General features: G+C 36.2%; 16 protein-coding genes and 1 pseudogene. 9 read left to right on the top strand and 8 right to left on the bottom strand.

Features of this window, described 5'->3' with window-relative positions:
• Window positions 1-67: 67 nt before the first annotated feature.
• On the top strand, window positions 68-328 hold the full coding sequence (locus tag H6G68_RS06745) for a DUF6439 family protein (RefSeq protein ID WP_190905982.1): 261 nt from the start codon (window positions 68-70) through the stop codon (window positions 326-328).
• A gap of 136 nt (window positions 329-464) precedes the next feature.
• Here H6G68_RS06745 and H6G68_RS06740 read toward each other — a convergent pair whose 3' ends face one another.
• Both H6G68_RS06740 and rlmD read right to left on the bottom strand, forming a co-directional pair.
• Window positions 465-914 (bottom strand): ATP-binding protein, encoded by a 450-nt coding sequence (locus H6G68_RS06740; RefSeq protein WP_016951442.1) that lies wholly within the window; start codon window positions 912-914, stop codon window positions 465-467.
• Window positions 915-1,325: 411 nt separating this feature from the next.
• Window positions 1,326-2,705: a 23S rRNA (uracil(1939)-C(5))-methyltransferase RlmD gene (gene rlmD, locus H6G68_RS06735; RefSeq protein WP_190905941.1), complete on the bottom strand. Its 1,380-nt coding sequence runs from the start codon at window positions 2,703-2,705 to the stop codon at window positions 1,326-1,328.
• A gap of 438 nt (window positions 2,706-3,143) precedes the next feature.
• On the opposite strand from rlmD, the gene apcD reads away from it, so the two are divergent.
• Window positions 3,144-3,629: an allophycocyanin subunit alpha-B gene (gene apcD, locus H6G68_RS06730; RefSeq protein WP_127054105.1), complete on the top strand. Its 486-nt coding sequence runs from the start codon at window positions 3,144-3,146 to the stop codon at window positions 3,627-3,629.
• Between the two features lie 814 nt (window positions 3,630-4,443).
• Entirely contained in the window at window positions 4,444-5,085 is a 642-nt protein-coding gene (locus tag H6G68_RS06725) for a hypothetical protein (RefSeq protein WP_190905940.1), read from the top strand.
• 22 nt (window positions 5,086-5,107) lie between these two features.
• On the opposite strand, the gene H6G68_RS06720 is transcribed toward H6G68_RS06725, so the two are convergent.
• A complete protein-coding gene (locus H6G68_RS06720; RefSeq protein ID WP_190905939.1) occupies window positions 5,108-6,394 on the bottom strand; it encodes a hypothetical protein in 1,287 nt (428 codons plus the stop codon).
• An 88-nt stretch (window positions 6,395-6,482) separates the two neighbouring features.
• Here H6G68_RS06720 and H6G68_RS06715 point away from each other — a divergent pair, with 88 nt between their 5' ends.
• The gene (locus H6G68_RS06715) at window positions 6,483-8,471 is read left to right on the top strand and encodes a dynamin family protein (protein WP_190905938.1); all 1,989 of its coding nucleotides are present in this window, start codon (window positions 6,483-6,485) and stop codon (window positions 8,469-8,471) included.
• Window positions 8,472-8,645: 174 nt separating this feature from the next.
• On the opposite strand, the gene H6G68_RS06710 is transcribed toward H6G68_RS06715, so the two are convergent.
• A complete protein-coding gene (locus H6G68_RS06710; protein ID WP_190905937.1) occupies window positions 8,646-9,050 on the bottom strand; it encodes a putative toxin-antitoxin system toxin component, PIN family in 405 nt (134 codons plus the stop codon).
• Complete coding sequence (locus H6G68_RS06705) at window positions 9,047-9,259, bottom strand: hypothetical protein (protein WP_190905936.1); 213 nt, start codon at window positions 9,257-9,259, stop codon at window positions 9,047-9,049. The genes H6G68_RS06710 and H6G68_RS06705 overlap by 4 nt, the downstream gene beginning before the upstream one ends.
• 96 nt (window positions 9,260-9,355) lie before the next feature.
• Here H6G68_RS06705 and H6G68_RS06700 point away from each other — a divergent pair, with 96 nt between their 5' ends.
• From H6G68_RS06700 to H6G68_RS06690, 3 genes are all read left to right on the top strand, one after another.
• Complete coding sequence (locus H6G68_RS06700) at window positions 9,356-10,324, top strand: lipase family protein (protein WP_190905935.1); 969 nt, start codon at window positions 9,356-9,358, stop codon at window positions 10,322-10,324.
• A gap of 136 nt (window positions 10,325-10,460) precedes the next feature.
• The gene (locus tag H6G68_RS06695; RefSeq protein WP_190905934.1) at window positions 10,461-10,736 is read left to right on the top strand and encodes a hypothetical protein; all 276 of its coding nucleotides are present in this window, start codon (window positions 10,461-10,463) and stop codon (window positions 10,734-10,736) included.
• On the top strand, window positions 10,736-11,155 hold the full coding sequence (locus H6G68_RS06690; protein WP_190905933.1) for a type II toxin-antitoxin system VapC family toxin: 420 nt from the start codon (window positions 10,736-10,738) through the stop codon (window positions 11,153-11,155). The genes H6G68_RS06695 and H6G68_RS06690 overlap by 1 nt, the downstream gene beginning before the upstream one ends.
• Before the next feature lie 40 nt (window positions 11,156-11,195).
• On the opposite strand, the pseudogene H6G68_RS06685 reads toward H6G68_RS06690, so the two are convergent.
• The 3 genes and pseudogenes from H6G68_RS06685 to H6G68_RS06675 form a co-directional block, all read right to left on the bottom strand.
• Window positions 11,196-11,521 (bottom strand): annotated as a pseudogene (locus H6G68_RS06685) (element excision factor XisI family protein).
• Window positions 11,509-11,733 (bottom strand): element excision factor XisH family protein, encoded by a 225-nt coding sequence (locus tag H6G68_RS06680; protein ID WP_242045162.1) that lies wholly within the window; start codon window positions 11,731-11,733, stop codon window positions 11,509-11,511. Before H6G68_RS06680 ends, H6G68_RS06685 begins: the two are co-directional and overlap by 13 nt.
• On the bottom strand, window positions 11,687-11,839 hold the full coding sequence (locus tag H6G68_RS06675; protein ID WP_190905932.1) for a ribbon-helix-helix domain-containing protein: 153 nt from the start codon (window positions 11,837-11,839) through the stop codon (window positions 11,687-11,689). The genes H6G68_RS06680 and H6G68_RS06675 overlap by 47 nt, the downstream gene beginning before the upstream one ends.
• 68 nt (window positions 11,840-11,907) lie before the next feature.
• Between H6G68_RS06675 and H6G68_RS06670 the strand changes: the two genes are divergently transcribed.
• Window positions 11,908-12,099 carry a type II toxin-antitoxin system HicA family toxin gene (locus tag H6G68_RS06670; protein ID WP_190905931.1) on the top strand — a complete coding sequence of 64 codons (192 nt, stop codon included), beginning with the start codon at window positions 11,908-11,910 and terminating at the stop codon, window positions 12,097-12,099.
• Window positions 12,099-12,311: a type II toxin-antitoxin system HicB family antitoxin gene (locus H6G68_RS06665; protein WP_190905930.1), complete on the top strand. Its 213-nt coding sequence runs from the start codon at window positions 12,099-12,101 to the stop codon at window positions 12,309-12,311. The genes H6G68_RS06670 and H6G68_RS06665 overlap by 1 nt, the downstream gene beginning before the upstream one ends.
• Window positions 12,312-12,369: the final 58 nt, after the last annotated feature.

Genomic DNA, 12,369 nt, shown 5'->3' with positions numbered 1-12,369 from the left:
GTCAAGGTTCTGAACTAAAAACTTTTGACTCAGCACTTAGAACTCAGCACTTAGTCTTATGTCTCAAATGTCTCAAACCAGTCAACTGAATGAAATTAGCACTTTAGAACTGGCACAAGCCCTGATGGAAAGGCTAAGTATCTCTCCTGATGATTGGCATCGTCTCAAGTCTAACCGCAATTCCCGCGCTAGTGAACAGGTAGCCGCCGCGATGGTGTTTTTGGTCAAAAACCAGCCTCAAGAAGCTCAAGTGAGATTAGAACAGGCTATTGGTTGGCTAGATAAGTCTGTCTCTGCCCCTCCTTGTGAAAGTCACGGCAAAAGGTGATGGGGGGATGGGGGGATGGGGAGATGAGGAGACGGTGGGACGCGGTGACGCGGAGAGTTTGTTTGATCAGCAATTAAGTAGATTAAAACCCTCTTTCTCCCTGCCCCCTGCACTCTGCACCCCTTGCCTCCTGCCTTCATCGTCGTAAAGATAGTAAACGACGGGTTTCTAATTGCTTACAAAGCCTTAATTCTGTTCCTTTGCGGTTCCATTCTACCTGATCAAAAATCTGATGAAGAAGAGACATTCCGCGACCACTTTCGGCTTCATCTGGTGGTAAATAGTCTGTGGGATCGCTATCGAAATCCGGTAAAGGTGTGAATCCACTACCTTGGTCGGAAATGATCCACCAATATTGATTATCTATCAAGGAAAAACGCACTACTACTAATTTACCGGGATCAAGATTATTTCCATGTTTAGCTGCGTTTACTAGGGCTTCTTGAAGTCCTAGCCGCAACTCTGCTTGTAATTTGGCGGGAACTTCTGCCAATAGTAAATCTAATATGGGACAAAGATAAAGAGTCGAGGCAAAACTAATAGTACCCCAAGAACGTCCAACTGGACGAAGAGAAATGGTAATCACAAGAGAAACCCCGTAGCTTTTAGTTAGCTAGACATCAGTTTGCTGTCACAGGCACCCTGATAAAAATTGAGGTGGTCATGCTGCTTTCAAACTAGCGTCTGTAAAACTAAATTTTGAAAATGCTGGGGAGCATTGACTCTAAACATAAGTTAGAATTGCTTGGTTCAAAATTGGCTGTAATTATTTTGACTAATGCATTTAACAACTTTTAAGTTGCTATTAATTTGAACGAGTATGGAAATACTCTATTTAATTGCCTCTTTATAATTTACGCAATCTAATTCACCTTTTTAAGAGCCTATGCAACTTCAATGTAAAAAAAGAATTTCTATTTTTAGCCTAATTAGATCTTAGCATTAGTACTATGCACTAGACTACAAATTTTTCATTTGGGTTTTTGTAAAGAATTCGCTAACTTTGAGCCAAAGGTGATAATACCAGAAAAGCGACAGCTTCGACGTGAGCGGTTTGGGGAAAAAAATCAGCTGGCTGTACTCTGGTAAGAGTGTATATTCCATCTTTACAAAGTAATTTGAGGTCACGGGCTAGGGTAGCTACTTTACAACTGACGTAAACAATCCGAGATGGTTTCAAGTCAAGTAAAGTTTTGATGACATTAGCTTCACATCCTTTACGTGGCGGATCAAGTAATACGACATCTGGTATAATCCCCAAATCTGGCAGGATTTTCTCCACTGCTCCTATTTGAAATGTAACATTATTAATCCCGTTATGTTGGGCATTGGAAATAGCCTGTTCTACGGCTGCTGATTGCACTTCCAAGCCTGTAACTTGCTGGGCTTGTTTCGCTAAAGGCAAGGTTAAAGTCCCAATGCCGCAGTAGGCATCGACTAGAACTTCATGACCTTGAAGATTGAGTTCTGACTGAATTACCTTTAATAGGGCTTCTGCGGTTTCGGTGGATACTTGAAAAAATGTATCTGGGAGTACTTGAAATTCTAGCCCAGCAAATATTTCGCGCAGGGCAGGAACTCCGGCGATACAACGAGTTTCGTTGCCAAAGATAGCATTTGTGCGATCGCTATTCCGATTCAGTGACACCCCTACCAATTGGGGATATCGCTGCAACCATTCTTCTGCTTGGCTTTCAATTCTGGGTAATTTCCAATCCTTCACCACTAAAGTCAGCAGCATTTCACCTGTACGACGACCAATGCGTAAACCCAGATGGCGAATTTGCCCTTGGTGACGACGTTCGTTGTAAATTGACCAACCTTGCTTTTGGATATCCTGCTTGACTTCAGCCAGCATGGGATTTAAGCGTTGGTCTTGGACTGGACATTGATTTAAGTTAATTAATTGGTGGCTACCTTTTTGGTAATAACCAGCTTGTACCTGACCTGTCGCTGAGACACCCAAAGGATAGGTAACTTTATTCCGATAACCTAAGGATGAATCAGCCCCCAATACAGCGTCTACAGGTGGTTGGACAAACCCGCCAATACGTTCTAATGCTTGAATGACCTGATTACGCTTGGCTATTAACTGGTAATCATAATTAATATGCTGCCACTGACAGCCACCACATTTATCAGCCACTATGCAACTTGGTCGGATACGTCCTGGAGAGCGCTGGACTATCTGCTCCAGTTTACCATAAGCATATTTTGGTTTAACTTGTAATAATTTCACCAGCACGCGATCGCCCCTGACAGTGTCTGGAACAAAGACCACACGCTGATCAAAGCGTCCCACGCCATCACCAGTATCACTCAAATCAGAAATATCAACTTCAATTATTTCACCCTGTCGCCAAGCTGTATTAGTCATTAGTCATTCAATTTTGGATGTTGGATGTTGGTGAGTCAGCGCGGTGAGTCCAGTCCTGAAGGCGGGTTTCCCGCCGTAGGGAACTGGCGAACCCGTAAGGGTCTTGGGGAGCCACTGCGTTGGACGGGTTTCCCGGCTTAAAGGAGGCAGTGCGATGGGCGGGTTTCCCGACTTGTAGCAACTGCCGTCAAGTGGCGTGGTTTCCCCCATGTAGGCGCTTCGCCTTCCCGAAGGGTGCGACTGCGTATCCCTTACGGGAGCCGGAGGCATACCCGAAGGGATTTTGGATTTGGTGATTGAAGAATTATTACAATTACTTCCTTAATTTTCCCCAATCCCCAATCCCCAGTTCCCATCCCTATCTTCTCACACCCTTCACTTCTGTACCTCTAACTAGTTAAACTAGCAAATAATATTTCGCGTAACAGCTTAATAATCATGACTGTAATTAGCCAAGTTATTCTCCAAGCCGATGACGAACTGCGCTACCCCAGTAGTGGCGAACTCAAGAGTATTAAAGAATTTTTGGAAACTGGTGTACAACGCACAAGAATCGTTACTACCCTCGCCGAAAATGAAAAAAAGATAGTCCAAGAAGCCACCAAAAAACTTTGGCAGAAGCGTCCTGACTTTATTGCCCCCGGTGGTAATGCTTACGGTGAAAAACAACGTGCTTTGTGTATCCGTGATTTCGGTTGGTACTTACGCCTGATTACCTACGGTGTACTTGCTGGCGATAAAGAACCAATTGAAAAGATTGGTTTAGTAGGAGTGCGGGAAATGTACAACTCTCTGGGCGTTCCTGTTCCTGGAATGGTTGAAGCTATCACTTCCCTTAAGCAAGCATCATTGGATTTATTGAGTGCTGAAGATGCCGCCGAAGCAGCGCCTTACTTTGATTACATCATTCAAGCGATGTCTTGATATAACTCCTGTGCTGGTTCTCCCAGTGGATTTTGAGTCTACTAGAGTTATCAGACGTTAGCACTTGATGGCAATAAATTTCTTCATGTGATCATCATCTGATCATCTTGTCCCCACACTTGGTAGTGGCTATGGCAAATTATTTGTCAAGTTATTAACCGATTGTGGGGATATTTGATCAAAATCGCTATTCAACGACCATTAGCCTTATTTTTGTAGTATGGCAGGTGACAGCTTTAAAAGTCTTTTTTTGTCTATGTTTTATCATTACTTGATGTCTTCAGCACCTGGGCGGTTGCTAGATTTGCATATTACAAAAATAAATAGCCAAAAGTAGGATTTATTTTTAATTTCTAATTTTTAATTTTTAATTGTTTATAATTACCATTAATAAAAAGCCAACAATCCTGTAAAAGGCTGTCGGCACTTGATGTGTTCCCTATTAATGACTCGGCTAGAGTTCAGTTGTACTGAATTATGCCAATTTGCTAATTATAAAGAGACGATCTTAATCATGGATACGTGTGATTCTAATCATAAATACTTGTGATGAAAATCACGTACAAATTACAGAGAAAATGTATTGTATTTAGCATTTTATTGATAAAGAAAAATACATCAACATTATTGAGTTAGGAACAGTTGCTCAGATCCAACAGTCAACTCTGATCAAGAAGACGCGGAGCGTTTACTCTCTCCCCGCATAACTTGGGTTGAATACCCAAACTCCGTATTTGAAAGCTTCTCAGCGTCAGAGTTTCCCTCTGTGTCTGTTTCTCTTATTTAAGTTAATACTAAATATTTCGGATCTAAAATGAAGCTAAATTTGATGAGATTAACCGCTGGGATAATGCTTATAGGCGTATCCTTTGCTTGTGCTATGCCACAGCAGCATGAAAACACCTTCACAACTACTCAGACAGCACTTTTAACTAGAGATAATTCTCAAGCCGATAAACCGCCTACCAAAACTGCCACAATTACCGTCGAAGGTGAAAAAGTTCCCGTTAAACTCAGACTATATAAATATAGCAACTTATTAACTACCTACTTTCCTGAAAAGGATTTTTTAGTTACAGGAAGCAGTTCTGGAGAAGGAAGCGGAGTGAGGTTTATTGCTAACTTTGGTGGTAAAAAAAATGATAATGCATATGTTCATTTTGCCTTTTTGAATAATTTAAAAACTCTCGGACAAGTTAGAAACTTTGTGAATGGTAAAAATGGTTTAATTGCATCTAATAAATGGCGCGTTGTGAGCCGGAGTACTAATATCAAATATCCCTGGGCGAAAGAAAAGATTGTTTTCAGCCAAGGTAAAAATATAGTGGGTGCTGTCTACATTGGAGAACAAAATGGTAAAGCCTTCTATGTCATCACTCATTTACAGGTAGAATATGGTGATGGATTTGAGCCAAGAGCAGATTTGATTTTCAAAAATCTAGAAATAGGTAGGTAACGTCAATACAAACCTGAAATTTTTAAACATTTTCAAAAGTTGATTGTTTATTTACTTCTTCTTGTGATTCATCTCTAATATTAAAATAGTAAAAAAGATTAGCAACGGTTAAATCTGATGCTTGTTGTAAATTAGATGTAACTAAGGTTCTATATCCAGAAATTGCGGCTTGTTGACTGACATAATTTTCATATTCCCGTCGTAATTCTGGCGCAAACATAAATAATAATTGATCACGTAATGAATAAAAATGAGATTTTCCAGCTATGTTTTCGTAGCTGATTTGTTCTGGTGGTATTTCTGAATTAGTTATGGTTTGGGTAGTTTCTGAATTATTGAAATCAGCACTATTTAAAAGTTTTAATTCTGCTGGAGGTAGAGATTTTACCCAATCTACATGATTTTGCCATGATTCAATAATCACTAAATCATGATTATGAATGCGGGTAAGTTCAGGAAAGAGAAAATCAAGTTCATCGTGGGATTCACATTGATTAATTACAGTATGGGCATCTTCACATATTTTAGTTTGGAGTTGCGATAAGCGATCGCTCACAGCAGAAACTTCATTTTGCACTTGATAAGTGATAATAATTGCTTGTTCAATAGCCCAAGAACATTCTAACCGGCGTAGTTGTCCAGGCGCACAAGTATCTTCTAATAAATACGGATTTGTATAATCTGCTAAAGCTTCAAATAGCATTCCTTTAACAGCGTCAATTTCTGCATTTCTGCGGCTAATATCTTGTAATTGCATAGCAGAACGTAAACGGTTTATTGCTTGCACAAATAAACCATAGGCTCTAATCAAAACGGTGCGATGTTGTTCAAATTTGATATCTTGGGCTACCTGTTCAATTAATTGTCTAATTTCTGCTCCTTGGTCTTTTAAGGCTTGTTTCAAGTCAATAAAGCCATTTTTGACCTCTAACCGCATTTGCTCAACTTCTTTCCGTAATTTCAGGGTTTGGTGTAAGTTCACGGCTGTTAATGCTACACCTGCAACTGTTCCTACACCGATGAGGGCGGTTGTTGCTTGTAATACTCCCAAGCTGTTTTGGATTGTTTGTAAGCTACCCATGACGGCTGTAAAATTTTGCTGATTTTGATACATCTGTAACCCAGTCATAAGAAAATTAGGAGCAGCTACCAGTGGTGATAATGGATTGACAACACCAATAGCATGAGACACAAACTGACCTGTAACAGCATCTCTAGCAATGCTTAGGGGTAAACCATTACTAAAGACGGGGATATATTTACCAGCTTCAATACCAGCTTGAATGAGAGATGGAAATTGATAAATCATAAAATTCCTTCTATTTACGGCTATATGCGTTATTTAATTCATTAGTATTTATACTACAATAAAGCAAGCCAAAAGAATACTTATCATTATGAGTCATCAAAAAGATAATCAGTACCGCGTCTCGTCCTTCGCAGAATTTAAAAAATATCGGGAAGAAATATCTGATAATATTTGTCCTCAATTAATACAAATATTTCAAGAGTGTGCTACTAGTCATGAATTATCAACAAATAGCTTAATTACAGAAATAGAAAATCTTTGTCAAAAATTACAAAATCAAAATTTTACTGTAGCAGTTGTAGGAGAGTTCAGCCGAGGAAAATCAACATTAATTAATGCCCTCATTGGTGAACAAATTCAACCTGTAAGAGCTATTGCCTGTAGTAGCACAATAACATTTTTAAAACATGGATTACAAAAACGGATTATATGTCACTATAAAAATGGAGATGAAAAAGAGATATCTTTTGAAGAGTATAAAGTTTTAGCAACTCTGTCTAAAGAAGCGGTACGTAAACATCGTGGTAATGAGTTAGCAAATTTTGATATTGACCAGATTATTTTTGAGCATCCTGATTTAGAGTTATGCAAACATGGTGTATTACTTGTAGATTCTCCAGGGTTAAACGAACACCCTGACCGCACTGCTATTACACAAAAACTTCTTAAAAATATTGATGTAGTAGTTTTCTTAACTATTGCTTCCTCTGCTCTCAGTGAAACAGAATGTGAGTTAGTGCGGGATGTTATCACTCAAATCAATAACGGTGAAAAAAATCAACCTGCAAACAATCTTTTTCTCGTAGTCAATCAAATAGATGCTTTAGATTCTGAAGAAGATCGGCAAGATGTAAGTGAGTTAGTAGAGGAATTTGCTTATGGTGAAAACCCTATTATTTTAGGTAAAAATCGCGTTCATTTCATTTCTGCTAAAGAAGCAATAAAGGCTTTTACTAATAAAACTGAAAATGAATACTCAAAAACATTTAATCATTTTACACAATCTCTTGAAGAGTTTTTAACATCTGAACGTGGTGCAGTGGAAATTAACAACTGTGCCATGAAGATTCAGCAACTCAACAAAAATTGTTTAATGCTATTTGAAGAAAGATGTGATGAACTTAATTTAAAAATCAAAGAATCGGCAGCAGAAAAGTACATATTGATAGAGCAGATTGGTGAATTAAGTGGATATGGGGTAAAAATACGTATTTGTTCTAAAAACCTAATGGATGAAATGCTTAATGAAGTTAAATCAGATGTTAGGGAATCTTGGAATAATTGGGTAAAAGAAGGCTCATGGCAGAGTCGCTTATCTGAAAAATCTGAAAATTGGAGATCAGACAAAAATATTATTTTGGAACAAAAAGGTATAGTTGAGGATTATGTTAAGGAATTTACCGAAGATTTAACCAAAGAAATAGAAGGATTTGTAGATAGAGACATAAGGAAAATAATTAAAAATAAACTTCGGATTTTAGATGTAAAATTAGAAATAGAAATTCAAAAATTTGTCAAAAATTTTGATAATTCTAAAGGAATCAAGCAATCCTTAAAATATGAATATAAATTGAGTAGTAGCTATACCGGAGGATTTGCAGGGGATTTTATTAATTACTTAACAGGTGTAATCATAGCAGGAGTTATAGGTATAGTAGCAATATTAATTTTACAATTATTAAATCCAATTGCAATTATTATAGCTGTAGTAGCAGCAATATTTACTGGAGCAGGATTTGGTATTGGTAGTATATATGATCAAATAAAAAAGGCAGTTTTGGAGGAATGTAAAAAACAGGTTCGCAATGTTGAAAAAGACATAATTTTGCAAATAATTGAACAGTTAGATAAAGTTATCCATAAAGATATCTTTGAGCCTCGACTTAATGCATTAGATGAAATGATTGCACAAACAATTTCTAGTTATGATGCTTCTCTAGCGCAGAAAGAAAATGAACACAACACGCTACTAGAACAAATTGAAATTGAAAAAGCATTTATTAACCAAAAACGCCAAGAACTTGAACAAGTGCAGCAACAATTACAAACTATGATCAATAAATCTACAACCCTGTAATTACAAAATCAAACCCACCCAAAAATTAACCAATATGAAAACATCAACCGACAGACAACGCGCCCTAGAAATGGCTTGTATTTCTCAACTTGCTTACGTCGCCTATAAACAAGGAAATGATATAGTTAGCAATATCCTGAAAACTTGATATTCATTATTTTTTCAACGTGAAATTTATCTCAGCATTTCTTCAGAAGCAGCAAATTCTTTTGGATCAATAATTTTAATTGATTCAAACATTTTCAATATTAGTAAATCTTTATCACCTGTAATAATGCAAACAGCCTCTCCAGCAATTGCTGTTGCTAAAATCATATCATCATCAACATCACGACAGACAGGGACATTTAACGGTGTAGGTATTACAACCTGCATTCTAGAACGCAATAAATTTATCACCTCTCCCGCATCTTCAGAAGAGTATTTAAACTTTACTGTCAGTTTTTCATGTAATTCATTGAGAATAAAATCTGAAGTAATGGGAGAATGCACAATTAGACAGTGTTCAACAACTGTACTACACATCCCTTTAGCAATAAAAGCAGCAATCAAAACATTAGTATCTATAACTAGGTTCATGAAATTATCTCAAAAATTTCCTCATCGGTGTAAACTGTTTCATTCTTTCGCGTCAAGTAAGAACGCAATGCACGGAATTTGTGAGTAAAGATGTAGTCCTCAATAGCTTTACCAACTAAACTATCAGCAGATATACCTTCAGTTTGAGTAATTTCTAAAAGTGCTGCTTTCAGTTCTGGAGTAATAGTAATGGTTAGGGTATCTTGCATATTTTATCAGCGAGCTACATAGTTGATTATACAATAAATTGAGCTACCATATCTATTTTGTACAAATAAAATCAAACATTTACATCTTTAACAAATATGAAAAAATCAACCGACAGACAACGCACCCTAGAAATGGCTTGTATTTCTCAACTCGCTTACGTCGCCTATAAACAAGGAAATGATATAGTTAGTGATATCCTGAAAACAGGTTCTCCATCATTTTTTCCACCGTATCAAACAATAGAATTTATCTCAGCACCACGTCCTTTAAGTGATACCGATGAATTAGTTTGTTGTGGTTTACTCCTATCTACAGAAAATGATATTGTCATTGCTATTAGAGGTACAGAAAGATTAGATGATTACTTCTTTAACTTACTAGCATTCCCCAATTCAGAAGCTATTCACTCCGGTTTTAATCTTTATGTTAAAAGTTTCTGGCAACAATTACAAGACTTTATCCAAAGAGCAGAAAACGCCAACAAAAATATTTTCGTCACTGGACATAGTTTAGGCGGTGCTGCGGCTACATTAATTACTAAACAAATTAGTGAAAGCGAATTAAAACCTATTGCAGCTTATACATTAGAAACCTATACATTTGGCGCACCACCAGTTAGCACAATAGAATTAATTATTGATACTCCTATCTATAGATTTAGAAATATCGGTGATTTCATTCCTAACTTACCGAAAATCATCGCTGTTTTATTAAATAAAATACCAGGAATCAAGCAAGTAATTATTAATTGGAAACCAGAACTATTAAAAACACTGGCTGATTATTCTCATGTAGGTAATGAATATTGTCTTAATAAAAAATATGAAATCATTGAACAAACGGAAGCTAACTTACCTAATCTTAAATTGATACTGCAAATTTCTAGTTTATTAGCTTCACAATTAAAATCACCATCTCAAGCAGATGTTAATAAATTTCGCTTATTAATAAACACCTTAATTCAAACATCATTGGCAGAACATCGCGCCATTAAATATGTAGAAAGAATTAGTTTTGGTAAACTTCCGGCTTATATTTCTAATTTACATGATGATGAGGAGTAAAATAGAAATTATGAAAAATATAGAATTATCTCAAAGGTAACTTATAAAATTGATGATACAATAAATTAAGTTATAGTACATACTGTTGCTCATCTTTCCGATGAATAAACTCTCATCTATAAAATGGTGGTAAAAAATGGAAACAATGAAATTGCTAACACATATAGGTGCTGATGGTATATTGCAAATCCAAACCCATACAGAATTTAAAGATAAATCTGTAGAAGTATTGGTAGTTGTGCAACCATTAGACAATACAGAAACTACCACAATAAAACATAACGCTTGGGGAAAAATTACTACTAAAAAATCAATTCAAGATGCAATTATTAGAATGCAACAACTAAGACAAGAAGTAGGTTTAGATAAAAACTTAATCCGTGAAATGATTGAAGAAGGACGAAGATTTTAATGCAGTTTGTTTTAGATTGTTCGGTAGCAATTAGCTGGTGTTTTGTAGACGAAAATAATGATTATGCTAATTCCATACTAGCAATGATGGTAGATTCTGAAGCATTTGTGCCAGGAATTTGGTCGCTAGAGATTGCTAATACTCTTATTGTAGCTGAACGACGCAACCGCATGACAAAAGAACAATCTGAGGAAGCAATTAATTTATTACAGTCCCTATTAATTCAAGTTGATATGGCTACAGATAAAAATGCTTTAGATTCAACTTTGAAATTAGCAAGACGAGAAGGTTTAGCCGCTTATGATGCAGCTTATTTAGAATTAGCACTGCGGTTACAATTACCATTAGCAACACTTGATAATCGGTTAGCAGAAGCAGCGATTCGCTGTGGTGTTAATCTGATTATTGATAAAGAATAAACCTGTTATGAAATGGTAAAAAATGGAAGTAAGTAAATTATTATCCTACCGCAAAACCTGTAAATTGTCGCTTATAAGGAGCATGAAATCCTAAAACAATATCTTCTTTAGGTACGCCAGCAGTGATTAATTCATTAGCAATACCTATTTCTGTACCATCTCTTTGTATCCAGATTTTATCATAATATCAACATGAATAATCACTCCATAAGTTCTGATTTGTTGCTTCCAACCAATATTTAATACCTGATAATGATGACGTTGCGTATCAAAAAGCAGTTGAATTTCCGTACCATTAGCTATATCATTAGTAGAATGATTGCTTAAAATATTTTGAATAATTTGCGAGTAATTTATTCTTTCCATAAAACAATCTCCTGGTTTAAAGAATCAAAAATTAAAACCTTAATTTGATATTCTTTTAAATATTCTTGGATAAATTGACGGGAGAAAAAATCTCGATATGTGTCTTCACTAATAGCTAAATATAAAATCCGTTGAGGTTGTTCTTTTTTTAATGCTAACCGATAATTAAGAACGCAATAAACGTAATTTGTGAGTAAAAATGTAGTCCTCAATAGCTTTACAAACTAAACTATCAGCAGATATACCTTCAGCTTGAGTAATTTCTAAAAGTGCTGCTTTCAGTTCTGGGGTAATAGTAATGGTTAGGGTATCTTGCATATTTTATCAGCGAGTAACATAATTAATTATACAATAAATCAAACCATTGATTACAGATAGATGTTAATATGAAAGTAAGAGTAGTGATTCAGCGACTAGAAGCTGATGGTTGGTATTTAGCCAGAACTAGAGGAAGTCACCGACAGTTTAAACACCCTGATAAACTTGGTACAGTTACAGTTTCCGGTAAACCTAATATTGATGTACCCATTGGTACACTAAAAAGTATATGGAAACAAGCTCAATTGGAGGAAGAATAATGCGTTATGCAGTAGTAATTGAAAAAGGAAATACCAGTTATGGTGCTTATGTTCCCGACTTACCCGGTTGTATAGCTGTGGCTGAAACATTAGCAGAAGTCCAACAAATGATTGTTGAAGCCATAGAATTTCATATAGAAGGTTTAATAGAGTCAGGTTTACCAATTCCTCAGCCTACAAGTATCGCCCAAGAAGTTGAAGTTTTGATTTAAAATGATTACTTAAGATATTTTGAATAATTTGACAGTAATTTATTCGTTCCATAAAACA

The organism is Anabaena catenula FACHB-362 (assembly GCF_014698735.1).
Lineage (GTDB): Bacteria > Cyanobacteriota > Cyanobacteriia > Cyanobacteriales > Nostocaceae > Anabaena > Anabaena variabilis_A.
The sequence above is the reverse complement of the archived record's forward strand: the minus strand, read 5'-3'. Positions and strand labels throughout refer to the sequence as shown.

Excerpts from the sequence above, each read along its gene's own strand:
- H6G68_RS06745 (WP_190905982.1), top strand. The coding sequence starts at position 68 with ATGTCTCAAACCAGTCAACTGAATGAAATTAGCACTTTAGAACTGGCA.
- H6G68_RS06695 (WP_190905934.1), top strand. The coding sequence starts at position 10,461 with ATGGAAACAATGAAATTGCTAACACATATAGGTGCTGATGGTATATTG.
- H6G68_RS06715 (WP_190905938.1), top strand. The coding sequence starts at position 6,483 with ATGAGTCATCAAAAAGATAATCAGTACCGCGTCTCGTCCTTCGCAGAA.
- H6G68_RS06690 (WP_190905933.1), top strand. The coding sequence starts at position 10,736 with ATGCAGTTTGTTTTAGATTGTTCGGTAGCAATTAGCTGGTGTTTTGTA.
- H6G68_RS06725 (WP_190905940.1), top strand. The coding sequence starts at position 4,444 with ATGAAGCTAAATTTGATGAGATTAACCGCTGGGATAATGCTTATAGGC.
- H6G68_RS06720 (WP_190905939.1), bottom strand. The coding sequence starts at position 6,394 with ATGATTTATCAATTTCCATCTCTCATTCAAGCTGGTATTGAAGCTGGT.
- H6G68_RS06710 (WP_190905937.1), bottom strand. The coding sequence starts at position 9,050 with ATGAACCTAGTTATAGATACTAATGTTTTGATTGCTGCTTTTATTGCT.
- H6G68_RS06670 (WP_190905931.1), top strand. The coding sequence starts at position 11,908 with ATGAAAGTAAGAGTAGTGATTCAGCGACTAGAAGCTGATGGTTGGTAT.
- apcD (WP_127054105.1), top strand. The coding sequence starts at position 3,144 with ATGACTGTAATTAGCCAAGTTATTCTCCAAGCCGATGACGAACTGCGC.
- H6G68_RS06705 (WP_190905936.1), bottom strand. The coding sequence starts at position 9,259 with ATGCAAGATACCCTAACCATTACTATTACTCCAGAACTGAAAGCAGCA.
- H6G68_RS06700 (WP_190905935.1), top strand. The coding sequence starts at position 9,356 with ATGAAAAAATCAACCGACAGACAACGCACCCTAGAAATGGCTTGTATT.
- rlmD (WP_190905941.1), bottom strand. The coding sequence starts at position 2,705 with ATGACTAATACAGCTTGGCGACAGGGTGAAATAATTGAAGTTGATATT.
- H6G68_RS06675 (WP_190905932.1), bottom strand. The coding sequence starts at position 11,839 with ATGCAAGATACCCTAACCATTACTATTACCCCAGAACTGAAAGCAGCA.
- H6G68_RS06665 (WP_190905930.1), top strand. The coding sequence starts at position 12,099 with ATGCGTTATGCAGTAGTAATTGAAAAAGGAAATACCAGTTATGGTGCT.